At 39.3% G+C, this 23,981-nt stretch carries 24 protein-coding genes; 8 read left to right on the top strand and 16 right to left on the bottom strand.

The window, feature by feature from the left end:
• Positions 1-14: 14 nt before the first annotated feature.
• Both NH454_RS10095 and NH454_RS10090 read right to left on the bottom strand, forming a co-directional pair.
• Positions 15-1,145: an HlyD family secretion protein gene (locus tag NH454_RS10095; protein WP_138556544.1), complete on the bottom strand. Its 1,131-nt coding sequence runs from the start codon at positions 1,143-1,145 to the stop codon at positions 15-17.
• 3 nt (positions 1,146-1,148) lie between these two features.
• The gene (locus NH454_RS10090) at positions 1,149-1,493 is read right to left on the bottom strand and encodes a DUF3302 domain-containing protein (RefSeq protein WP_135926599.1); all 345 of its coding nucleotides are present in this window, start codon (positions 1,491-1,493) and stop codon (positions 1,149-1,151) included.
• A gap of 467 nt (positions 1,494-1,960) precedes the next feature.
• Here NH454_RS10090 and ybaK point away from each other — a divergent pair, with 467 nt between their 5' ends.
• The 3 genes from ybaK (at position 1,961) to NH454_RS10075 (ending at position 4,899) form a co-directional block, all read left to right on the top strand.
• A complete protein-coding gene (ybaK, locus tag NH454_RS10085) occupies positions 1,961-2,422 on the top strand; it encodes a Cys-tRNA(Pro) deacylase (RefSeq protein ID WP_253038952.1) in 462 nt (153 codons plus the stop codon).
• A gap of 119 nt (positions 2,423-2,541) precedes the next feature.
• Entirely contained in the window at positions 2,542-3,024 is a 483-nt protein-coding gene (locus tag NH454_RS10080; protein WP_135926601.1) for a DUF3015 domain-containing protein, read from the top strand.
• Positions 3,025-3,057: 33 nt separating this feature from the next.
• Positions 3,058-4,899 carry a DUF4105 domain-containing protein gene (locus NH454_RS10075; RefSeq protein WP_253038950.1) on the top strand — a complete coding sequence of 614 codons (1,842 nt, stop codon included), beginning with the start codon at positions 3,058-3,060 and terminating at the stop codon, positions 4,897-4,899.
• On the opposite strand, the gene NH454_RS10070 is transcribed toward NH454_RS10075, so the two are convergent.
• The 3 genes from NH454_RS10070 to NH454_RS10060 all read right to left on the bottom strand — a co-directional run bounded on the left by NH454_RS10070 (position 4,896) and on the right by NH454_RS10060 (position 7,051).
• Positions 4,896-6,152, bottom strand: coding sequence for a Y-family DNA polymerase (locus NH454_RS10070; protein ID WP_253038948.1), 1,257 nt, complete (start codon positions 6,150-6,152; stop codon positions 4,896-4,898). The two genes, NH454_RS10075 and NH454_RS10070, sit on opposite strands and share 4 nt — an antisense overlap.
• On the bottom strand, positions 6,140-6,553 hold the full coding sequence (umuD, locus tag NH454_RS10065) for a translesion error-prone DNA polymerase V autoproteolytic subunit (protein ID WP_054552219.1): 414 nt from the start codon (positions 6,551-6,553) through the stop codon (positions 6,140-6,142). The genes NH454_RS10070 and umuD overlap by 13 nt, the downstream gene beginning before the upstream one ends.
• A gap of 63 nt (positions 6,554-6,616) precedes the next feature.
• Entirely contained in the window at positions 6,617-7,051 is a 435-nt protein-coding gene (locus NH454_RS10060) for a MarR family transcriptional regulator (RefSeq protein WP_253038946.1), read from the bottom strand.
• A gap of 112 nt (positions 7,052-7,163) precedes the next feature.
• Between NH454_RS10060 and NH454_RS10055 the strand changes: the two genes are divergently transcribed.
• From NH454_RS10055 to NH454_RS10035, 5 genes are all read left to right on the top strand, one after another.
• Complete coding sequence (locus NH454_RS10055; protein ID WP_253038944.1) at positions 7,164-7,937, top strand: siderophore-interacting protein; 774 nt, start codon at positions 7,164-7,166, stop codon at positions 7,935-7,937.
• A 67-nt stretch (positions 7,938-8,004) separates the two neighbouring features.
• Positions 8,005-9,000, top strand: a complete 996-nt coding sequence (locus tag NH454_RS10050; protein WP_253038942.1) for an LLM class flavin-dependent oxidoreductase — start codon at positions 8,005-8,007, stop codon at positions 8,998-9,000.
• 173 nt (positions 9,001-9,173) lie between these two features.
• Positions 9,174-10,130, top strand: a complete 957-nt coding sequence (locus tag NH454_RS10045) for a patatin family protein (protein WP_135926606.1) — start codon at positions 9,174-9,176, stop codon at positions 10,128-10,130.
• 120 nt (positions 10,131-10,250) lie between these two features.
• Entirely contained in the window at positions 10,251-11,660 is a 1,410-nt protein-coding gene (locus NH454_RS10040) for an alanine/glycine:cation symporter family protein (RefSeq protein WP_138556539.1), read from the top strand.
• Between the two features lie 30 nt (positions 11,661-11,690).
• Positions 11,691-12,740 carry a patatin-like phospholipase family protein gene (locus NH454_RS10035; protein WP_253038940.1) on the top strand — a complete coding sequence of 350 codons (1,050 nt, stop codon included), beginning with the start codon at positions 11,691-11,693 and terminating at the stop codon, positions 12,738-12,740.
• Here NH454_RS10035 and NH454_RS10030 read toward each other — a convergent pair.
• The 11 genes from NH454_RS10030 to NH454_RS09980 form a co-directional block, all read right to left on the bottom strand.
• Positions 12,733-14,292 (bottom strand): PAS domain-containing methyl-accepting chemotaxis protein, encoded by a 1,560-nt coding sequence (locus NH454_RS10030; protein WP_253038938.1) that lies wholly within the window; start codon positions 14,290-14,292, stop codon positions 12,733-12,735. The two genes, NH454_RS10035 and NH454_RS10030, sit on opposite strands and share 8 nt — an antisense overlap.
• A 398-nt stretch (positions 14,293-14,690) precedes the next feature.
• Positions 14,691-15,005, bottom strand: coding sequence for an excalibur calcium-binding domain-containing protein (locus NH454_RS10025; protein ID WP_235403975.1), 315 nt, complete (start codon positions 15,003-15,005; stop codon positions 14,691-14,693).
• Positions 15,006-15,832: 827 nt separating this feature from the next.
• Entirely contained in the window at positions 15,833-16,843 is a 1,011-nt protein-coding gene (locus NH454_RS10020) for a hypothetical protein (protein ID WP_253038937.1), read from the bottom strand.
• Between the two features lie 13 nt (positions 16,844-16,856).
• On the bottom strand, positions 16,857-17,273 hold the full coding sequence (locus NH454_RS10015) for a hypothetical protein (RefSeq protein ID WP_253038936.1): 417 nt from the start codon (positions 17,271-17,273) through the stop codon (positions 16,857-16,859).
• A gap of 343 nt (positions 17,274-17,616) precedes the next feature.
• Positions 17,617-18,828: a zonular occludens toxin domain-containing protein gene (locus tag NH454_RS10010; protein ID WP_235381964.1), complete on the bottom strand. Its 1,212-nt coding sequence runs from the start codon at positions 18,826-18,828 to the stop codon at positions 17,617-17,619.
• 2 nt (positions 18,829-18,830) lie between these two features.
• A complete protein-coding gene (locus NH454_RS10005; protein WP_135926615.1) occupies positions 18,831-19,172 on the bottom strand; it encodes a DUF5455 family protein in 342 nt (113 codons plus the stop codon).
• Positions 19,173-19,183: 11 nt separating this feature from the next.
• The gene (locus tag NH454_RS10000; protein WP_253038935.1) at positions 19,184-20,611 is read right to left on the bottom strand and encodes a hypothetical protein; all 1,428 of its coding nucleotides are present in this window, start codon (positions 20,609-20,611) and stop codon (positions 19,184-19,186) included.
• A 55-nt stretch (positions 20,612-20,666) separates the two neighbouring features.
• Positions 20,667-20,903, bottom strand: a complete 237-nt coding sequence (locus NH454_RS09995; RefSeq protein ID WP_253038934.1) for a hypothetical protein — start codon at positions 20,901-20,903, stop codon at positions 20,667-20,669.
• Between the two features lie 268 nt (positions 20,904-21,171).
• Positions 21,172-21,489 carry a hypothetical protein gene (locus NH454_RS09990; protein ID WP_240704561.1) on the bottom strand — a complete coding sequence of 106 codons (318 nt, stop codon included), beginning with the start codon at positions 21,487-21,489 and terminating at the stop codon, positions 21,172-21,174.
• Between the two features lie 43 nt (positions 21,490-21,532).
• Positions 21,533-23,524, bottom strand: a complete 1,992-nt coding sequence (locus NH454_RS09985; protein WP_253038933.1) for a replication endonuclease — start codon at positions 23,522-23,524, stop codon at positions 21,533-21,535.
• Positions 23,525-23,730: 206 nt separating this feature from the next.
• A complete protein-coding gene (locus NH454_RS09980) occupies positions 23,731-23,919 on the bottom strand; it encodes a hypothetical protein (protein ID WP_135926620.1) in 189 nt (62 codons plus the stop codon).
• Positions 23,920-23,981 lie beyond the last annotated feature (62 nt).

Below are 23,981 nucleotides of genomic sequence, written 5' to 3'. Positions count from 1 at the left end.
CTTCGATTTTGAGTTTAGTGATCTAAGAATAAGTAGTTTTGCCAGCTTTTCATTCTGATCAATACCTTACGCATCACAGAAACATGTTCAAAATGTTCTGAATAAACAGCTACTTCAGTGCTTGTTCCTTGTGGCAGATGATATTCACTCATGTCGTCAGTGATTTTTAAAGTAACAATTGCGCGGCCTTGACGGGCAAAAAATTCAGTGCCCATCAGTGTTCCTTGTGCTTGTACTTGTCCCTCACCAATTGCGGGTAACACATCGATTACTTCGCCAGCGAAGGTTTTGCCTGGAATTGCTTTAAAGATAAAGTCAGCTTTATAACCAGGTTCGAGTCTTAATAATGAATTTTGTCGAAATGCCGCAACATAAACAGTGTCTTCTTTATGCACAAAGGTCATCACTGGTCGCAGTGGCATAGGCACGGCAATCATCCCCGGACGTAATGTCAGTTGTGTGACATAGCCGTCGGTGGGTGCATGCACGCTAGTGCTGTCTAAGTTAAATTGGGCTTGCTCTAAATTAGCGCGAGCAGCGGCTATTTTTGTTTGTTCGCCGTTAATTTCTGACTCAAATGCTAGTTTCTGACGTAACTCTTCGGCTTGTGCTGCTTCGTAACTTGCTTTTGCCGCTAAATACACCCCTAATTTATTATCAACTTGACCTTTTGAATAGGCGCCGCTTTTTGCGCCTTTTTCATAGCGTTCGTATTCTTTCTTACTACGGTCATATTCAGCTTTAGCCATCAGCGCACTGGCTTGTGCTGATTTATAGGCAGCTTCTAAACCAAGTACCGATTGTTTTGCATCTTGTAAAGCTGCAATAGCTTGATTTAGTTTTGCTCGATATAAGGTGTCGTCTAGGCGAAACAATAAGTCGCCCTTTTTAACTGGTTGATTCGGCTTTACCGCAACTTCTTCTACTGTACCACGCACATTTGGCACAATCGGCGTTGTAACATACGCACTACTCGCCATATTTGAATGTGGGTGGTTATAGTTCATTAATAGAATTAATGCGCCGATCAGTACTACACCACCAAGAACAGCGGTTGGTACTGTCCATTTGTTAAGGGGGATTTTAAAGAGTTTGAAGATGCCAATGCACAATGCGGTATATGTAAGTATTAATAACAAATCCATATTCTATTTCTCTTTATTATTCGATTGAGCATTAATTTGTGCTTGTAGTGCTGCCACTGTGGCTGTCAGGCTAGCCACTTTCTCAGCTAAGTCTTCTTGTTCCTTTTGAATTTGGTTAAAACCCCAGCCGCGGTCATCACGCCACAAGGTGGCCCAAACCCATAAAAATGGCCATAGTACGTGTAGGGTAAATAGGCTAACCCAGCCTGCATAATGGATGGCATCTTGGTGGGGGTGATTACGTTTTTTGGCAATTTCGTAGGGAATATCGTGAATGGCTATCACACCATAAAATATTACGACGGTCACAAACACTAGCATGGCTAGTGCAAAGTAGTCTAAAAACATGTAGTTTCCTTTCCTTAACTAATACTGAATTCATAATACGTTATATTTTTTTAATTCCTAGTGGGTATTTTCAGATTCAGTTTAGTACTACGTAGTAATCATTTTCAGCTAGGCATCGGCATAATATGACATCGTCCTTAAAGGTTGTTTCTTGGATCTGACCTTTTTCTATTCCTAGTGTTTTGCATTTACTTTGGCAATCTATAAACGCGGTCCATGCTATGTATTCATTGCAAACAAAATTAATTGAATACAAGAGTGTGATGATGATAAAACATTGTTTCGCCAAATAGAGACTAATGTGTTTTGACATAGTTGCCACGCTTTATCTATTGCTCATACTTTTAGTGTAGCTTATCAGTGTGGTTTTTCGGGATATTTACTATGCAAAGCCTGTATTTTCTTACTATGCCAAGTGCCCAAAGCTTTGATAAAGTTCAGGCGCTTTTTTGTTAAAGGAACTTTTAATGACACCTGCAATCAATTTATTAAAACACAAAGGTATTTTTTATGATGTGCTGAGTTATCATCACGATCCTGCACATACCCAATTTGGCCTTGAAGCGGTTGAAAAGCTTAACTTGCCCGCTGAGCAAGTGTTTAAAACTTTAGTCCTTGAAGATGCCGAACAACAGCTTTTGGTTGCAGTAGTCCCTGTGAGTCAACAGGTAAATATGAAGATGCTTGCTAAGGCAGCAAAAGTAAAGAAAGTAACTATGGCCCCTCAGCAGAAAGTAGAAAACACAACTGGTTATATTTTGGGGGGAGTCAGTCCGCTTGGCCAAAAGAAGCGTTTACCTACTTTTATTCATCAATCTGCAATAAATTTCGATACTATCTATGTCTCAGCCGGTAAGCGAGGCCTTGAAATTGCGCTTAAGCCCCATGACTTGTGTAGTCTATTAAATGCTAGATTGGTTGATTTTTGAACATTTAATGTAACTAATTTTACTTTTTTTTAAAAAAGAGTTTGTCCTTAATCTGAATCTAGCTAAGCTAATAATGCGTTATTAATTCGAATAACGATTTATCTTAAAGGATTCAGGATATGAAAAAAATTATTGCTATTTCTGCACTTTCTCTACTTCCACTTTCAAATGCAATGGCTGATCAAGACATCGGTTGTGGCTTAGGTTCAATGTTATTTGCTGGTCAACAAGGTAAAGTTGTTAAAGTTCTTGGTGCAACGACAAATGGTATTTCAGGTAACCAAACATTTGGTATTACGTTTGGTACTTTAGGCTGTAACGGTAATGGTACAGTGACAGCTTCAACTAAAGTTGCGACATTCATTGATGGCAATATGGAACAACTTGCACGTGATATGTCACGTGGCGAAGGTGAAACTCTTGATACGCTGGCTGAAGTATGGGGCGTTCAAGCGCAAGATAAAGCAGCATTCAATAAGTTAGTACAAACACAGTTTACTAACGTATTCACATCAGAAAATGTGACATCTCAATTAGTTTTAGAGAACCTTAATACGCTTGTTGCTAGCGATGCGCAACTTGCTACTTACACACTATCTTAATCTAGCGTGTACTTTTTAAATATAAAGCCCTTAATGGGCTTTTATTCTATTATGCGTGGTATTTTATTTTCTTCTTGTTTGTTATTCAGCTGTTTAGCATATTCAACAACACCGACACTCGAAATAGCTCATCATCCTTATTGGCTTAAGCTCGGTCATTATAATCAGCCTTTTCTTTCTATGTATGAAAGTGAAGTGGATAGCTCAGAATTTTTCTTTTCTGAGGTGGGAAAAACAGACCCTCATGCAGAGCTTTTAGCGACTATAGCGGCGTTTAAAAGCGATGATGATAACCAAGCAAAGTGCCGTTTTCCTGCTCGCTATAACTGGCTAAAAGAACATTTCTTTACAAATTGGCCTGCACTTTCTTGCCCTGAAATTGAAACATGGCAACAGCTTATCAACCCAAAAGGTATGACTCTAGTCTTCCCGACCGCGTTTATGAATGATCCGTCCTCGATGTTTGGTCATACTCTATTACGTATTGATGCGAAGGACCAAACCCGCAGTAGAGAGCTCATCGCTTTTGCTGTTAACTTTGCTGCAGAGCCTGATGTTACTGATAATGCCGCTTTATATGCTTTAAAAGGTATTATTGGTCAATATCCAGGTAAGTTCACTTTAATGCCGTATTATCGCAAAGTCCGTGAATATAATGACTTAGAATCTCGTGATATATGGGAATATAAACTCTCATTATCTGAACAAGAAATTCAGCGTGTGTTATTACATTTATGGGAAATGCAGTGGGCCACGTTTGATTATTTTTTTGTTGATGAAAACTGCTCGTATCAGCTGTTAGCATTACTGCAACTTGCACGAGATGATTTATCTTTAACTGCTCCATTTTCTTCGCATGCGATCCCATCAGATACGGTTGCAGCTCTTAAGCAACATGGATTATTACAGCCGCCTCGTTACCGTGCTGCATCGGGCACGAAATTGATCAATTATGAAAGCCAACTCACAGAGCAGCAGGTTTACCTTGCTCGTTTACTGCGTGATGGAGTAGCGCTAGATGAATTATCGCTCGCACCTGAGCAGGCTGTGCCTGTCCTTGAGATGGCGTATGAGTGGTTAAATTACCAATACTATGATCAAGGATTAGCACGTGATGCAATTGCTCCTCGATTAACAAAGCTGTTACATCAACGCAGTCAATTCCATGTAGTTTCGCCTTTCAAGCCTGCGCCAAAGCCTCGAGTGAGTCCTGATAATGGTCATGGCTCTAGTCGTGTTGGTGTAATATTTAATGATTATGAGCATACCGCTAGTCGGTTTGGTTTAACATATCGTGTTGCTTATCATGATTTACTTGATAATCCCGGTGGTTTTATTCCTGGTGCGCAAATTAGTTTTTTTGACTTAGAGGTAAACCAAGGTAGTAACGAGAATCTTCATCTCGAGCGTTTGCTTTTAATTGATGCAATGTCATTAGCACCTGACAATGGCTTATTTAATTCTTGGTCATGGAATGTTCGTGCTGGGTTTGACCGTCAACCGACACAGACGAAGCGAGAAGGTCGTCTATTTTTACAAGGCGGCTATGGCAAGTCTTTTGGTGATGCATCACATTTGCAAAGCTATTTGCTTGGCTCATCAGTTGTTCAATCAGGTGATTTGATAGATTCTGTGTCGTTTGGGCTAGGAAGCGAAGCAGGTGTTATTTGGCAAGTTACCGATTCACAAAAGCTTGCTTTGAGTGGTCAGGCTTTTTGGCTGATGAATGAACCAAGTGTTGATTATCAGCTGACGTTTTCTGCTCATTGGCAAATAGCCTTGGCTCAGAATTGGGGGCTTAGAAGCTCAGCTATTTATCAAGATTGGCAACGTTCTGAACAGCAATTTAAATTGCAGCTTTTCCATTACTTTTAGCAGTGTATTTTTGGTAGGTTATGCCAGCGAGTAGTGTAGTGCGGTGATAAATACTCTCGCTTCATATGCCAACGAGTGGTTGTGGTTTCGCTTGCAAGGGCAAGCGTACCAACACCGTAACGAGCATTTATTTTGTCTAAACATTTCATTAGGCTTGGGTTATCGATAGGTGCTTGAAATAAATCCGGTTGCTGAAACATTTGGCTCGATAACTCTAGCGCACCGATACCACATTTGTAAAAGGGTACGCCGGGTTTATATAAGTGTTTAAAGACTTCGCTGATAGCGTTAGCAAATACACGGCTGTCGGCTGTGGCAACACTAAACTCATAAATATAGGACTTTTTATAATAGCCATCTTGATGAGGTGAGCTGGCGACAAACATTAATAAACGTTGTGTGAGTGACCCTTGTGTGCGTAACTTACGGGCAACAATAACGGCGTGATTAATAAGTGCGGTTTTTAGCGCTGTGGCATCGGTGATACGTTCCCCAAAACTACGGGTCGAAAATATCTCTTTTTTATCTTGGCGCACGTCATCCCATGCTAAACAGCTTTTACCACGTAACTCGTTTACTGTACGCTCGAGTACAATACTGAACAGGCGTTTCATTTTTCGATGCTCTTGTTCGGCTAAATCAAAAGCAGTATTGATATTCATCGCTTTGAGCTTTTTAGCTAAGCGTCGACCAACCCCCCAAACATCTTGTACATCCATGGCTTTTAAAATGGCTATTCGTGACGCTTCTGAATCAATCACTGCTACGCCATCAAAGCCCGATAATTTTTTTGCTGCATGATTGGCGGCTTTGGCAAGGGTTGCCGTTGGGCCAAAACCTACTCCAACAGGCAGTTTTGTTTCGCGCCATACGGTACGGCGAATATGATGACCATAACTATGCCAATCATTAACAAGCTTGTTGAAACCTGTAAAGTTTAAAAACGACTCATCAATAGAGTATATGTGCTGATTATCGCAAAAACGGCCAATCACGTTCATCATCCGTTCGCTTAAATCTGCATACAGCTCATAGTTAGATGAGCGGATCACCACTTGGTTATCTTCGAGTAACTGTTTTACCTGAAAATAGGGCTGAAACTTTGGAATAGCTAGCTTTCGTGCAATAGGACACACAGCACAAATACAGCCATCATTGTTGGTGAGTACCACTACAGGTTTACTGCGAATAGCTGGATCAAATACTTTTTCGGCACTGGCATAAAAGGCCACCGCATCGACTAAGGCGTACATGCTAATAGCTCTTTACTACTGCGATGTAAGCGAATTGAGCGGGTGACCACGCCTTCTAATTGAAATTCATCAGATTGGCGTAGTTGCACTGCAGGGTATTTAGGCGAGGCTGATAATAACTGTGCATTGTGTTTATCTAGTAGTTTACAAACAAATAAACCATTTAGATTCGCCACGATGACATCGCCATTTTTAACGTCTTCGGCGCGATCAACCAGTAATAAGTCGCCATCAAAAATCCCCACACCTTGCATTGATTCGCCAGAGGCAATACCAATAAAGGTTGCATCAGGGTGTTTAATCAACAGCTGATCTAATGATAGGCCAAGCTCTTTGTATTGTGCTGCTGGTGATTCAAAACCACACACGCCAGCTTCGATATAAATAGGAATAACGCGCATAACAAAACCACTATACTGTATGTTTGTACAGTATAGTGGTTTGTGGTTATCTTGCCAATAAGATCACGGGGTGTTGTGATTGATATTTTTGATCATGGTTGTGGCTATATCGATAAAATCACGTACTTGCTGATCAGTTAAGCCTTGGCAAAGTTTGGCATCAACCTCTTGCTCAGCGACTTCTAAGCGCGAGAACAGAGCGTTACCTTGTTCAGTAAACGATAAAATTAAACAGCGCTTATCATTTTCGTCAGCACATTTAGAAACCAGTTCAAGTTTTATAAGCTCTTTTACTAAGCGTGCTATTTGTGCTTTATCACGACCCGTTTTGGCAACAATATCATTCGCGGTACAGTGCTGTGTTTCGGCAATGATATGTAAGCAGCGGACATGTAGTGCATTAAGACCCAGCTCGTTGGCGTTAATGGCTTTGCGTACAGTGACGCGATAACTTTGTGCCAGTGTAAATAAAGCAGAAGAAAGAGAGGTTTGTGGCATGGTTCACCTAAATTAAGCTAGTTAGCATTAGTTGACAAAGTCAATCAAAAGCGTATAGTTGACTATATCAACTATTGGGGCGTTGTGCAATTTAACCAGCTAGGAGACCAACATGGCTAGAAAAGTTCGTCGTGCAAACGTAATAAGTACTACACGTATTTCCCCACATCTACAAAGGATTGTCGTTGGCTCAGACGAGTTTGCCAATTTTCCACAAGACGCAAAAGGTGCGTACGTAAAGGTACTACTTCCTCATGCCGGTGAATCTAAGGTTGAACTTGATTTACACGCTGAACACCCAGCATTAATGCGCTCTTACACGATTCGCGAAATTAACCCTGCTAACGGTGCAATTACTCTCGACTTTGTGGTTAACCAACATCAAGGTGTGGCAACTAACTGGGCACAAAATGCGAGAGTTGGCGACGAGGTGGGTATTGCAGGCCCGGGCCCTAAAAAACTCACAGACTTCACGCAAACACATTATTTAATGCTGGCAGATTTAACCTCAGTAAATGCAATCAATGGCTATTTACAAGCACTGCCGCAAGATGCCACTGTCGATGTCATTATTCATGTTGCTGATAAAGCTGACATTATTGAGCTTGAACAAATTAAAGCACACACTCAACATAGTGTTGAATGGCTAGTTACAGATGAACCAGAAACAGATTTACTCGACCAAGTAACACGCTTATGTGCAGGTTATAACACGCAACCAATGGTGTTTATGGCACTAGAAGCAAGCTTGGTAAAAGTAATTCGCCGTTTAGTAACAAGCAGTTTTGAAATTAACCGTGAGCACATTGTTGCATCTGCCTATTGGAAGCGTGGTATTGATGCCGATGGCCTAAAGGTGGAAAAACAGCAACAAAGCCGTGCCTAATTAGCATTTGAAAAATAGCTATTCGCTCTCATTAACTAACTATAAAGAGTTAAATTTTGGAGAGCGGATGTCAGACCTTACAAATACACCTTTTTCATTGCTTGAATTAAGCCCAATGAAAGAGCACGAAACAGTTTCGCAAACACTCGCTAACAGTGTTACCTATGCGCAAACAGCCGATAAGCTTGGTTTTAATCGGTTTTGGATGGCAGAGCACCATAATATGCGTGGTATTGTGTGTGCAGCCACCTCAGTACTGATCGGTCATATAGCAGGTAAAACTCAGAATATCCGCGTAGGTGCGGGTGGGGTGATGCTACCTAACCATCCACCGCTGGTGGTCGCTGAGCAATTTGGCACCCTTGAAAGCTTATATCCAGGAAGGATTGATTTAGGTCTAGGCCGTGCTCCTGGTAGTGATCCAATTACCAGCCGCGCACTGCGCAGAGACGAGCAAAGGGCAGAACACTTTGCAAATGAAGTGACAGAGCTGCAAGGTTTACTTGGCCCATATAAAGGTGACTCTCCAGTACGCGCAATCCCAGGTGAAGACACTAATATACCTATCTGGTTACTAGGCTCAAGCCTTTATAGTGCACAGCTTGCAGCTAAAAAAGGCTTGCCATATGCATTTGCAGGGCATTTTGCACCGCGCTTTGTTGAAGAGGCCATTGCATTATATCGCAGAGAATTTCAACCATCTGACGTGTTAGATAAGCCATATGTGATGCTTGGCTTACCTGTTGTTGCAGCAGACACAGACGAACAAGCACAGCTTTTAGCAACCACAGCAAAACAACGTATTTTGGCACTTATGCGTGGCAAGCCACTTTGGCTAAAAGAGCCAGTTCAAACTATGGAAGGGTTATGGACAGCACAAGAAAAAATGCAAGTAGAGAGCTTTTTAGGGCTTTCAGTTGTTGGCGGTCAAGCGAGCGTTAAGCATAAGTTGAGTATGATTAAACAAACGCTACAGGTTGATGAGTTTATTTTTACTAATGACCTGTATGAATTGAGTGACAGGCAGCATGCGCTGGAAATACTAGCAAGTATTATGAAATAAACAGCCATTGCACTACTTGAGCGCGTGATTAGTCGATTACGCGCCTTTATAAAAACTTGTTACTTATTTAATAAACGGTTTTTTAGATTGAATTGATTTAATTATTCCGTTTTAAGGATTGGATTTAACTTAATACAATACATTTATTAATCATAACCCTAGGAAGGTGCACCGTGAAATCTCAAACAATTGCCGCAGTAGAGCCACAAACAAAAACAGCATTAATCGCTGAGGGTGGTGGGCAACGTGGGATTTTTACCGCAGGTGTACTCGATGCATGGTTAGAAAATAATTACGATCCATTCGATTTATTCATTGGTACATCAGCTGGTTCACAAAATTTAACGAGTTATTTAGCGCGTCAAAAAGGCTACGCAAAGCGTTTAATTAGAGGTCTTTCGCGCCATAAGCGTTTCTTTCAACTTGGCCGAGGTCTTATCGGAAAAAGCATCGTTGATCTTGATTGGTATTTTGAAAAAACCAAAGAAGTAAACCGTGCCCTTGATTTTAAAACCGCGACTCAAAGTTTAGGTAATCGCGAACTGTTGATCACAACCACAAATGCAGCAGATCGTAAACCGTATTACTTGAGCCCAAATGGAGAAGATACGCAATGGTTAGCTCTGTTAAAGGCATCAAGCGCTTTACCGTTTTTGTATAAAGATGGTGTGAACTTAACGCCTTGGATGACAACCAAAGCGGCTAATGATGCTATTATTCAAAGTTCGAATACTGATTTAGTTCATGATATGTATTTAGATGGCGGCTTAGCAGCACCTTTGCCAGTTAAAGAAGCTTATAATCGTGGTGCACGGGACATTGTAGTAATTCGTACCGTTGACCAAGATTTTCAAATTCAGTCGGAGTGGGTGAATAAATTTAAATCATTTGTTCGCGTTTCTGGCTATTGCCCTAAAACAATCGATTACTTAGTTCAGCATGAACAAGCTTATCAAGACGAACTCGACTTTATCGCTAACCCACCAAGTGATGCGCGGATCACGCAAATTTTTGCAGGTGATAAACTACGCAGTAAGTTGCTGGGTAGTACAGATTCAGATCTGCGCTTTGATCACAAATTAGGCTTAGCGGCAGGTCGTGCCTTTTTACAGCAGCAACTGCTAAATTAGTCGGTAGCATGCACAGTTAATTAATCCCATTGCCTACTTGAGATATTCGTAAATAAAGTTAAAGTGGTTAGCTATTCACTTTTTGTGATTTTTTATCTAAAAGAACAATAAAGGCTTGCCATGTTTAACACTGCGGTATCGACAATAAATGGTCTTCTCTGGGGAGAAGGCCAAATTCTTATTTATATTCTACTGTTTGCTGGAATTTGGTTTTCGGTACGCTTAAAAGCAATTCAATTGGTTAAGTTTCGCCATATGTTTAGCTTGTTAAAGTCAAGTAGCAGCACCGATAAAAACTCAATCAGTTCATTTCAAGCTTTATGTACTGGCCTTTCTGCACGAGTAGGCACAGGAAACCTTGCAGGCGTTGCCGTAGCAATTTCGTTAGGTGGCAGTGGCGCAATATTTTGGATGTGGGTCATTGCCATTTTGGGCATGGCTACTGGCTTTGCAGAAAGCGTACTCGGGCAAGTGTATAAAGTCAGGGATGCCAACGGTGAGTTTAGGGGCGGGCCTGCTTATTATATCCAGCAAGGGCTAGGCAGCAGAGCACTGGCAGTGTGTTTTGCTTTTTGTTTGTTTCTTGGTTATGGCTTTACCTTCAGTGCCATGCAAACAAATACCATAACTGATGCCCTCAATTACGCATTCGAAATTCCAACATTGTATTCAGGTATTGTAATCACAATACTGGCAGGCTCAATTATTTTAGGTGGCTTTAAAGCTATAGCCCGTTTTGCTGAACGTATCGTGCCAGTGATGGGGATTTTATTTGTTCTAGCCGCCATCATAATTACTTTACTTAATATCGGCAAAGTCCCAGCCATGATTGAAGATATTTTACTGTCGGCTTTTGGCTTACAAGAAGCGGGCGCAGGAGCTATGGGCGCAGCAATTAAAAACGGTATTCAGCGCGGGCTTTATTCGAATGAAGCGGGTGCCGGTAGTGTGCCACACGCATCAGGCTGTGCATCGCCAGTACCCAATCACCCGGTCACTCAAGGCTACATTCAAATGCTAGGGGTGTTTTTCGACACTATTGTGCTGTGTAGTTGTACAGCCGTCATTATTCTATTAGCTGATATTGATATAAGCGGCGAAATGGAAGGAATACGTTTAACTCAATCTGCGATGACAGCACACATGGCCGCTGGTGGCATTTACTTTGTAGCGGCTGCGATTTGTTTATTTGCGTTTACTTCAGTGGTTGCAAACTATGCCTATGCAGAGAGTAACCTGCACTTATTTAAGCTAGATAATAAACTTGGTCGAGGTATTTATACCAGTTTATATTTATCAATGATGATTTGGGGCGCCTCGGCGACCATTAAACAAGTATGGGATCTCGCTGATATAGCACTTGGCCTAATGACAGTGGTGAATGTTATCGCTATCATACGCTTAACGCCAACTATCTTATCTGTTACTAAAGACTACCATAGTCAACGAGAAGCAGGACAAGAGCCTAGTTTTGATTCTGATAAAGTAAAAGTACAAGGACAAACGGAACTGGGCATTTGGCGAAAATAACCGATAACAATAACCAAAAAGCAGTTGCACATGATAGATATTTACGCAGGCCCAAGCGCAGCAAAAGCGATTAAAGAACAAGGAATGACACCAGACCTATTTAGCACATTTTTAGGGGCGAGTGGTGGTCCAAAATGGTTTACATTATTTGGTCTTGATAAATATTTGTTTGGTGAGTTTTTTAAAGAACGAAACACAACATTAAACTTATTAGGGTCAAGCGCTGGCGCATTTAGAGCTGCATGTTTTGCTCAAAATGACCCCGTTGCAGCAATATCGCGATTAGCAAAGTCATACTCTGAAACACGTTATTCATCAAATAAAGCAAAGCCTGAAGAAATAACGACAAAAGCACGAGAGTTATTAAGCACTGTTTTTGCTGAAAACGGCATTCAAGAAATCATAGATAACCCCGTTTTTAAAGCCCACTTTATTGTTGCAAAATCGAATGGGTTTGTAGCCTCAGAAAACAAACTGATGCAGTTAATGGGTTTATCTAAAAGTTACTTAGCGAATAGATTAAACAGACGCTTTTTAAACAAACAGTATGAGCGTTATGTGTTTCAACCTTCAGATAGCCAGTTATCATTTTCAGATAACAATACCTTCAATACCCATACTATTGAGCTAAGCGAAGATAATTTAGCAGATGCTTTACTTGCTTCAGGCTCTATTCCGTTAGTGATGCAAGGTATTAAAAATATAACAGGAACACCACCAGGGATGTATCGTGATGGTGGTATCATCGATTATCACTTTGATTTAAATATTCATAATGATGGGCTTATCTTGTATCCGCACTTTAATAACAAACCAAAAGCAGGGTGGTTTGATAAAAGTTTAAAGCGCGGAATTACACCAAAAAACTATGACAAAGTGGTTATGATCACCCCATCTGCTGAGTTTGTTGCGTCATTACCTTATGGCAAGATCCCCGATAGAACTGACTTCACCGAACTCGATGCTGACACACGTATTAAATACTGGCGACAAGTGCTCAGCGAAACAGAGCGCCTTGGCGAAGCCTTCGATAAGCTTTGTGAGCACCCTATAGAGCCAAAAATTCAAATTATTACTTAAACTGATTAACTAGCGCTGTTTGTTCATTAACCTTGTTCAATAATGCTGCACAGAGTTGTTGCGAAGTATGGCCAAGCTCAGTGCATTCAAGAGTAAATTCTTGTGCTGAGGTTATGTTTGTTGCAATCAGTTGACTTGCTGTTAGTTGCTCAGTCATTGCGTGTGCAATAATGCTGTTAAGTTCACTCAGTTTCACTGATTGTGCTTTGATATGCTCTAAGCTATCACCACTTTGATGAGCAAGTTCAACACTTTTAGCTGACAAAGCAAGGCCATCAGACATCGCATGCTGTGCTTGTTGCGAAGCCTCAGTTAAATGATTGAGGACAGTTTTAATTTCTTCTGTTGATTGTTGAGTCCGATAGGCAAGGGCACGTACTTCACCTGCGACAACAGCAAATCCGCGTCCATGTTCACCTGCTCTTGCTGCTTCAATTGCAGCATTAAGCGCTAATAAATTTGTTTGATCAGCAATTGCATTAATCTCATTCAAAATTGCAACAATATGTTTATTTCCCTCAATAAGGTCGACCACTTGTTCACTAGCAATGTGTAATTTTTTGTCTAATTCACTAATTGAATCAATAGTTTGGTGAACAGAAGTTACTCCTTGTTCTGTTGATTTTTTAGATGCTTCAGCAGCTTGAGTAGACGCTGTAGTACTCGATGAAAGTTCATTGATTGAAGCAGTCATTTGCTCTGTAGCAACAACAATTTGCGCAACTTCATCAGTTTGTTTGGTCAAAAGTTCTGTTACAGCTAACCCAGAATCAGCGCATTGCTGGGCATTGTTATTTACACCCATGGTCACATCGTTAACTCGACCAACAACAGCTTTTAACTTTGCTTGTTGCATTTCAAGAGCTAAATGTAAAAAACCAATTTCATCATTACTACCAGAATATAAATAAGCCATGAGAGGGTTATCGTAAATACATTTTGCTTTTTGTATGAGCGCTTTATATTTCATTCGCCAAAAAAACAAACCTAGATTTATTGAAACTAAACTGCAAAGTAATAATAAAGATACTGCAGAAAATCCACTTGTAAATAAAAGCACAAAAGAAAGAATTAAAGTTAAAAATAAAGACCATGATAAATATAAAGTTGAATCAAAAGGCTGTTTCAGTGCTTTTGAGTTAGAAACCTTATTAATCTTTTCGTATTCTTCAGTTGCTCTAGCTAAAACATCATCATTAAGTTTTGTACGTACAGATTGGTATTCTACAGTTTGGCCGCTCGCGTCTTTGATGGGGGTAACAAATGCATTAACCCAATAGTAATTACCATCTTTACAACGATTCTTAACAGGGCCCATCCAAGATCTACCGTTATGTAGGTGTTGCCATAAATCAGCAAATGCAAGTTTAGGCATGTCACAGTGGCGTACTAGGTTATGAGGCTGATTAACCATTTCAGCTAATGTAAAACCAGAAATATTACAAAACTCTTGGTTTGCATATGTTATGTAACTATCTAAATCGGTAGTTGAAAGCAAAATGTCAGAATCTGAAAATTTAACTTCTTTATTGTTTGTTTTATCAATTTTCACGTTTAAATTATCCAAATCAGAAATAGAGGAGGTATTTGTACAAGAAACTAAACTAAGATTTGAGATTTTAATTAATTACTAAAAAATCAATTTAAAGCAAGTTGTTGAATTTAATTACATAATGTAGCGGTAAATTGATTAGAAAGAAGTAGGAAATTTCTCATTTGTTGAATTATTTAGATTAATATAAATCACGCAACATTAAAAAAATTACAAATTGAAAAGTGATTTACTTAAATCAAAGGTGTCAAGCGTGTTTAAGTGAATTTTGGCTTTGTTTAACGTTGGATTCTGGAATCTTTGGTAGATTAAATGACTAGAATTTAAATGCTCAGAGATGGTTATTTAACTACACCAACAAGAGTCGTTGGTGTAGCAAGATTAATTATATTTAAATACTAGCGGTTATGTAACCTTGGTTCATCCTGACATGGAATGCCATCAAAATTTTTATCTAAATTTGTATCAGGGCAGTTACGCATAAAAAAAACAGCTTCTTCTAGAGAGTTCATTTGACTGCAGTATTTCCTACCATCACATGTATAGATAGGTTCTTGTGAAATATCAGTTTGTCTTTTATGCGTATATTTATTTTGAATTGGCTCAATGATTTGCTGCTGTATTGTGTCGACAGCAGAAGTTTCCCCGTAATTATTTGCATAGAATGCCCAAGCTCCAAAAGCAATTACAATTAGTAAGAAAATTTTTCTCATATGAGCTCCTGTTGAAGATACTAAAAAATGGATAGTAATATTTATAAAATCGAGATTAAGGTTGTAATACATATTAAAATCAAACGACTGATTTTTTAATGGGTATTCGCTGAAAATTAGAAAATCTGAAATATCTTAGAATTCGGATATATATACTTTTATTTATAGCAAGTATTAAAATCAATAAAACTTTAAAAATAGGGTGATAAATCAGAAAGGTAAAAGGTTGGAAATTTAAAAATATGAAATTTCTTATAGTATTTATTTTGGGTTTTACGTTTGTTTATACATTGCTATCATGATTTTTATAACCAATCCTTTAAAAGGATTGGTGAAAACTTTGAAAGCGTCGCTGACATTAAGCGCTATTTTTGTAGCATTTTTAAAGCTGTATTGCTTTAAAAAACTCAATACAGTGTAATAAACAGCAAAGAAACTTGATGGCACAGCAAAGGCATTCTTATCTGAACTTATGCGAGATAATAGATTGCTTAAAATTTAGTTTTTAAAGGGTTGATAAAAACATAGCTATTTCATCTATGAACACAGATGAAATGATTAACACATTAAAAATGTAGATGATGTTGATTGCTTGGTTGATAGAATAATTATACGTAAAAATTAAAATATCAATAACAGCCCATAAATTACGGTACGTAAAAATTTAAAAAAGGGCAAAAAGCCCTTTTTTATTAGATAATTAGTGCTGCTGTCACGATTGACAATCTGACGTCCCTAGTCTCGTAATTTTGATGTAATTATCACAGGCTAAGTTAACAGTATAAAATTTTATCGCTAAAATTAATCTCAGCACAAGTTGTTGACTTTTAGACTGAGTTTAAAACGAAAGTGGCAATCACTGAAGAGGTCACACCAAGAAATATTGTGGTAGTAATATATAAAAAAGACTTAAGAACACTCAGTCTTATACTCGATGCTGAATTTTCATAAAGAAGCTGATCACATTTGGAAAAATTGATATAAGATTGTTGGTAAATATTATCAATACTTCTCTCAGCTTTTCTACCTAATTTTTGACCAAACTTAAGTAGCATGTAAACAAAAAGTAACGATAGAAGAATGAATTTCGACGTCGATGCTGGTTCAGGCGAGGTAAAATATGTTGGAACTTCAGAATACACATAAAATGAACCTGCGAATAATAATCCATACTTACAAACATATGGGAAGATGTGAGATATCTTAGTGAGAGACTTAAGGAAAAGGCTAGATTGTGTGGGATGTAAGTTGTTAACCCAAGAATTAACAATTGACATAAAATTAGTTGCAACTGTTACATCCACAAAATCAACAATAACTTTGCAGGTAAATTTCTTTTCAAACTGTGACAAAGGTATTGAAACAGGAAGGTGTTGAACATGCTTTTTCATGCTCTCTACTTTTGCTGTTTTAGAAACCAACCGAATGCTAACCTTATACTCTTGAGGTTTTCTTACTTGTGGTAAAACAAACAAAAAAGAGTAATTCAAAAAAACCTCTTCTACGGGGTGACTTTTAGTGCCTGCGTGTAGTTTTAATCTTTCTATAGAACTAAATCGTTCTGAAGAATTATTCAAGTATTTAATGGCAAAATTTGAATTACTTGAAACTACTGTAAACTGGGCTGTAGATTGTGTTATTAAATTATTTAACTGTTCAATATCATTAATTGTTAGAATGAAGGGATGGTCATAATCTTCAGTAAGACGTTCTGACTTACCTGTCAATTCGTTATAAAAAGCTTGTGCTAATTGAAATGATATTGCTTTACTTGTAGATTCGTCACCAAGAACTATATCCCCAGAATCCTGTGCATCATTTGGTAATTGCTCATTCATATTAACTCCTTTTTTATTGTTTATTAACTGTTTTTGATGAGATGTAACCTACAATATCCAGTAATTGCTCTTGTAGGTCAAATAAATATTTATCTTGAACTTTTGTTTCAGATTTAAGTTTTTTGTACATACTTTCATGTTCTTTAGCTGACCATTTGTAACGATGAACAAATTGTACGTCTGATGGTTTTACTTTACCCCAAGGTGTAGTCATCACATTGTTATGATATGAAATACTACATTCTGCCCATGGCCCAGTATCAGGTAAGTAGCCGCGATACATTATCCAAAGTAACTTTTCGACTGGTTTGCTCGCTTTGTTAGCTTTTACATATCTCCTTACTTGTCGTTCACTTACTCCGAGTTCTTTAGCGCCTTTAGCGTAGTCATATCCGAATAGCGTAACGAACTGCAATTTAAAGTTGCTCATTATGATTTACTCCTTTTGTTAAAAATCACAATGCACACTTGGTATCGGTGTAAGTTGTTTCGCTCCCCCCCTATTAGTTTTTGAGGGGAGGGTGTTTGCCTTGGCTGCTGTAGTGTCGTTAACTCAGCTTGGTTTATCAGAAGGCAATCAACTTTTTTTGAATACAAACTGATACTTACAGTGCGTTTAGCATCACTATTGAATTGATATCCGACCATAATAAACCGTCTATAAATTGGAAACAGATTCTCGATGAACTGCTGATTTTCTGGAATGTTTGACATGGCTACGCCATGCCGCCAAGCCCAAAGTCAGCCGCGGCAAGCGCTGGCGTGACTTTGGGCTAATTGGCGGCTAGTAAGTCTTGGTTTTGTGAATTTTCTTGCTTAGCCGCTGAATAGGACTCGACCCGATAAGGCAAACAATGAAGAGTATATTCAGAGTCCATATACTTAACTTTTGCAGTACAGGCTGATACAACATTTACCACCGCATCTATTGAGCTTGGGTAAAATGGTGTGCCATTTTTTTCAAAGCAATATGTTGAGTTTTGCTTTGTTGATATGACTGAGCAGGTGATATACACACCATCAAGAATATCGGGTAATTGTTGAGGTGAATTTGCTTGCTGCTTTGGTGTATCGCTACTGGCCTTTGCTGTTGATGTTGATTCAGTTGAATTTGCACCAGAGGGATAAAATAAATAAGTGAGATAACCAACAAGGGCAAAAAGGGCGAGTTTATGCCATGTTTTTAGTATGGGGTCTTTGTCTTTTGCGGCTTTCTTCTGTTCAATAACTTCGTTTACGCGGTCTTTGACTAAATACCATTTCTTAAGTTGTTCAGTTGGCACCATTGAATACATGGCGCGCATATCAACTAAACGACCGTCTTTAGCTGTCATTACATCAGGTAAAAATTTCTGTGCGGTGTTATACCAGGCATGTGTCCAATCTTTAATATAGAATTGATAACCGTGAGCTTTACGTGTTTTTGATTTACCATCATAGAAACGGGCAACAGAAAATTTAGGTATATGGAGCGCTGAAAATACACGTTGAACAACCGCATTGATAAAGCCAAAACCAAAGTAGTTAACACCAGATTTAACAGACACTAGTTGGTCAATCGTCGTATCTCGTAGTTGTTTATCAACACCTTCAAAGTCTTGACCTATGAGCACTAAATCCCAACCGTATTTACCCATTTGAACAAACCAAGATACGATAGCTAAACGGTCTTTATCTTTGAAAGAACGTGAGTTCAAGTGTGTTAATAATTCATCGATAACAACTAAACCATTTTTCGATTCATCATAGTTTGAATCGCTTTGCTCAAGTTCTTCGTAACCAACACCCAGTGCATGCAAATCTTCACTGCGTGGGTGGTCGGGTAATCTGATTACATGGGGGTTTTGAACGGGCATTTTATCGAGAAATAAATCAAGATTTGTTGCGACTTTTCGACCACGTTTAAGGTAATCGTTAATTAAGTCGACAGCGTATTTAGTTTTACCTGAGCGTTTTACGCCCTCTATAAATTTACCAGATGCCATAATTAAGCCTTAAGTCGAGAACGTAAAACACCAATCGTAAAATAAAACACCATTTGTGCAGCTTTAGCTGATACAACAACAGTTGCGCAGGTAATGGCATTGTTAGGAACAAGGGATAAACCTGCTAATGAAAATGAGTTATTAGGTAAGGAGCGAAGTAAACCCGAAAACTCATTGTTTAATGTCGATACAAATGCAACAAGGGCAGCGGTATAGACAGTTATAAAAATTGTACCGATAACGACTTTGCGGCCATATTTGGCTAAGAGTGTGGTTATAATTGAAGAAATACCCGCGGCTAAGCCTGCGAGTATGGCGGGAATTGCTGCTAAAATTGCGGGCATAAATCACCTATTTAAATGCTAGAAAATGCACGGAAAGATTGAGACGAAATGTTCAATAGCGCGATGGCTGTGAACGTCCAAATAAGCCACTCAACAAGTGGTTTAAAATAAGTTTCGTATGGCTCACAATGTTGAGAGACTGTAATAGTTTTAGGCTTTCCAGCTACCGAAACATCAAGTGTGAAAGGTTGGCAGCTCCCCGTAAATCCAGCAAAATTTTGGCTCACAAATGATTTAAATTTGCCCGTTAAGGTGGTTACTTCTGGGGCTATTTTTACATCTTCTTCCATCCAATCTTGAAATTCTTGGTCTAAATCGGATAGTTCAGATTCGATATCTTGTTCACACAAATCACCAATACAGTCAGGTTGTTCGCCACCGTCATCTTGAAGAACATCTAAAATTTCTGAAGTATTATCTGATATATCTTGTAGGTGATTATTACTATCACCTTGACCGGATATAAGCTCTTCAACTGCGGATAGTAAATCCGATAGCAAGCCGTTAGATTCGTCTAGGCCATCAACCAAATTATTGTTAATTGCATCTAAGTTATCGTTAGATTGATTTAACGCATCAATAATTTCTGTTTGGTCTGTATTGTCTGTCGGGTCTGGGTCATCAGGGTCTGTTGGGTCATCAGGATCTGTTGGGTCATCAGGGTCTGTTGGGTCATCAGGGTCTGTTGGGTCGTCAGGGTCTGTTGGATCATCAGGGTCTGTTGGGTCAGTCGGGTCTACTTGAGTACAAGCAACAGGTTCTTGGGAACCATAAGATGCAGGCATACGATAGCCGCCGTTTGAATCGGACTCGATAGAACATTGTGAACCATCCGGATTATTAAAACAGACTGTTCGTTGTTGGCCTGTACCAAATACAAACGGGTCATTTTCGGTTGGTGCAGGGCAATCAGGGTCTGGCTCTGGTTCGGGCTCGGGCTCTTCATCATCCAAAGGTTTGGCGCACATAAAAGTTGGGTCTTCTTCTGGTGTGGGATTTTTAGGTACGGCAATTCTATATAAGGGTGCATTGTCAGGTGGACAGCTATAAAACAACTCTTCACTAATTTTTGAACCAACAAAAGAGCCAGAAGCCTTTTTAGTCTCACCTTTTCCGAATGTGCCACAGTCACCATAACGACAAAGTGTGTATGAATACTCATAATAGTTGGAGGACGTCCAAATAATAGCGCCCGCATTAGCATAAAAACCTGATGATAAGTGAGTATCAATTGTTGATTGAATTTTTGGTGTCCAAATTGATTGGCATGCAGCAATATCATCAGATTCTGAAGAAACAACAGGGGCATCAGAAGTTATTCCACATCTAAATTTATAAATAGCCTCTAATTTAGGGTTTTTTAAATCTGTTAAATCTGGCTGCTCTGAATAGACAAAAAAAGCGCTTGTAAGCGCCAATATAAATATTAGTATTCGCATAGTCGCGCCTATAAATTGGGAAAGGTGGAGACAAGCCCCACCAATTTAGGAGAGGTTAGCCCCCGTTAGCGCCTTTAGAGATAAAGCGACCAAGCAGAGAGAAACCGATAGATGATGCAAGAACAACAGCAAGCACTGCAAAACCAGCCTGAACTGCAGTACTCACATCACCAAGTACCTCAGTTTGAATTGCTGTTACGGTTGCTTCATCTAATGCAGCATGAGCGCTAGAGCTTAAAGTAGCTCCAGCAGTTACGAAAGTTGCTATCACAGCAGCTTGTAGTTTTTTCATAGGAGTATTCCTTTTATATTTAATGTGAACGTGACGCCTTTTTAAATATTTCCGCCACGAAATGAAAAACTTTGCCAGTACAGTAACCTGTTAACCAACAAAGAATTGCTGACCCAATTATCTTGGCGAGTAATGGGTCAATACTATTAACGGTTTCCACTGATGAACCCCGCATAAAATGAACCAAGCATAATGGCTGTAACAATGAGTGTCTGATAATCCATAATGAGATCCTTTATTAATGGGTAAATCTGCGGCATACCGAAAATTACTTAGGCTTACTTTCAGTTGGTAGACTGTGTAAGCGGAAACCTTTCCAATCCATCTGGCGAGCAACGTTTGCACCTTCGTAATACTCGATATTGAGTAAAACAGGTTTTAAGCCCCAGCCGTTCGGGTCTGATTGCATTTGCTCTAACAACTTGTAAGTGCCGTCTGTGTATTGGTCAGCTGAGACTTTTACAGACAGAATTTGTGCAGGGTTCTTCGTGTGAAGTTTAAACTCTGCGGTAGTTGGGAGTGGGGCACCTTTATCGTCAGTGCGGTTTACTGGTGCTAAATCCGTAATTGCGCCTTCAATATTCATAATAAATTTCCTTAATGAGTGGTCTTAAAATTAAAAGTTACAGTTAATGACACAAGTCCAAGTTCGCGATTTCATCGCTCATAATGTTGCCTGCCAGTGCTTCGTAATCCATGAACAAACACATGTTTTGATAGTCTTCTAAAACACATGCTTCTAGGAATTGCATTTCTTCTTTGGTTGGCTCGAATAAACGACCATCGTCATGCCAGCCTTGAATCTGCTCTGATACGCCTATCATGATTTTGCGCTGAGCTTTGATGTCTGTTTCAGTCAAAATCTGTGACGTACCGCGACGAGTGATAACAACAACGGCATCCCATGCCACGCCTAAAATACGGTTGGCTGGTTGGTCGCCGTATTTGGTGGCAAAGTAGGGCGATTGGGTTTCGCTTCGGCTAATCTCACCTGTGATTTGGTCAACAATGTCAGGTATCTGGTAATGGAGTCTTAACGTTTGGTCTTTACGTTTAACTTGTACGCCGCCCATTGCTAAACAAAATGCTTTCCAGTCAGAGGAGTCAGCAGCTTGACGAACCTTTTCTAAGGCATATTTTGAAACTGTATCTAGTGTGGTTTTCATTGCGTTAGCAACCTCGCATTTGCCTTGTTCGCCTTGGCCTAGTCGTCTAAGTTCACGCCATAAACTGACAGATGGACCACCGATTTGTTGAAAGCGTCTAATGTTAAAAGTGCTTGCCCATGTTGATGCACGTTCGGCGGCATCAGCGGGGAGTACGTTCATTTCACCAGCTTGAGAGCAAGTGACTTTATCAATGCAATCACCAGTAACAGCTTTGGTAATGTATTTAGCAATGTAACCAGCAGCAGAGCCTTTATTTTTGTTTATGGCTATTGCTTTAAAGCGGGTTGTTTTTGATTTGAATTCGTCCGGTGTATCTTGGGTGCAAAGCTTTCTAAGTATGTTACGTACTTGAGTTGCATCACCTTTTTCCATGAATAAAAGCATGTGCCAGTGTGGGCAACCGTCATGATGTGGCTCTACAACTCTAAAACCGTATGGTCTTAAATCTTGCTTAGCGAATATGGCGCGGGCACGTTTCCAAATATCGTTAAAATATTCTTGTGCTTCTTGGGGTGTAGAGCCGTTATATTTTTTGTTCGGTATACCTGTATGGTGTACTGAATGAAAACGACTCGGCGCTGATAAAGTATAAAACTCACCACGATGGCCATGCATGTCGGCCAGTTCTTCAAAACCACGAATACGAACCATGAGTTCGGCTGCTTGTTGTTTGCCCGATGTATGCGAACGTTCAATGATAGATTGGAGTGTTTCAAATTCTTCAAATGGATTTGATTCATTCGGAACAACAAATAAATCAGACATGATTTGTTCTGATTTTCGTTTTCTATCACGACGGTTTTGAATGGTTGGTTGTGAGACATACGCACTCGCTTTTTTGTGAACGAGTCTTAAATCACGCGCTAATTGTTCGATGGTTACAGCTTGGATTTTTCGTAATTTTCTACGCCACCAAATAGGGTCTGCAAAACGGTTAAGTGCGCCAACTAATGATGTTGCTGATAAGGTTGAACAGTAAGGTGAAACGAGAACCGGTGCATCGATATTAAATGAATTTGCCAATTCTTTTAATTGTACAAATACATGCAAGTTATGACCATTTTTAGCGATTTTAAGCTCGCAATAGCGAGCTTTTTGCTCTGCAATATCGCAAAGTTCATCATCAGAAACGGATAAATTAATGTGTCCAAACTTCACATTTCCAAGTTTTAACGCTTCATCAGCACGCTTTAAACGGGCGTTTGCATCGGCTAAATTGCCGAATTTTTCAGCTAAAAAATAGCCCGTACTAAGCATGTGAGCAAGGTTAGAATGACGTTCAAAGATACGATTTCGCCAAGTTTGATAGTCGAAAAAACGTTCTTTCATTGGTTTCGATAAGTTCTCGAAAACGTCTTTTGCCGTGTTTGCAGGGTGCAAATTTGCCGTTAAATTCATTGCAGCATTTAACGGGAATACTTGAGCGTATTGGGTAGATGATAGCGCAGCCATTATTTTTCACCTCGATTTTCAGAGGTAGAAGTGTATTTCACATATAATCGTAGTGACTGAAAAGCAAGTTCTAACAAAAGACAGATAATTATTGCAATACCAGTAAACAAATTAAGGGATGCAGATTCAAGAGTATCAATCTTTGAAGTGACTAAATATATTGAAAACATTCCAAGGAATGGGACTAGTCTATAAAAAAACATGGTCTAATCCTTACTATCCATATATGAATCTTTAAGTGTTTCGTTAATAGCCAAAAGCGCAGCAATGATTACAAACAAATACAGGCCGAAAAAAATAGTTAGAGTAACTGGGTCAGGAATATCGATTGAGAATGTATCGAGTAAATATTGAGATAAAGTTTGGTTTAGCTCATGTAATTTAGTGAAACTCATATCCGTATTCCTTGTTAAAATTATCGTTTGTCAAAATTGACAATTTGTCGAAGTGTAATTGT

The organism is Pseudoalteromonas sp. Ps84H-4 (assembly GCF_024124645.1).
In the GTDB taxonomy this organism is placed as follows: Bacteria; Pseudomonadota; Gammaproteobacteria; order Enterobacterales; family Alteromonadaceae; genus Pseudoalteromonas; species Pseudoalteromonas lipolytica_C.
The sequence above is the reverse complement of the archived record's forward strand: the minus strand, read 5'-3'. Positions and strand labels throughout refer to the sequence as shown.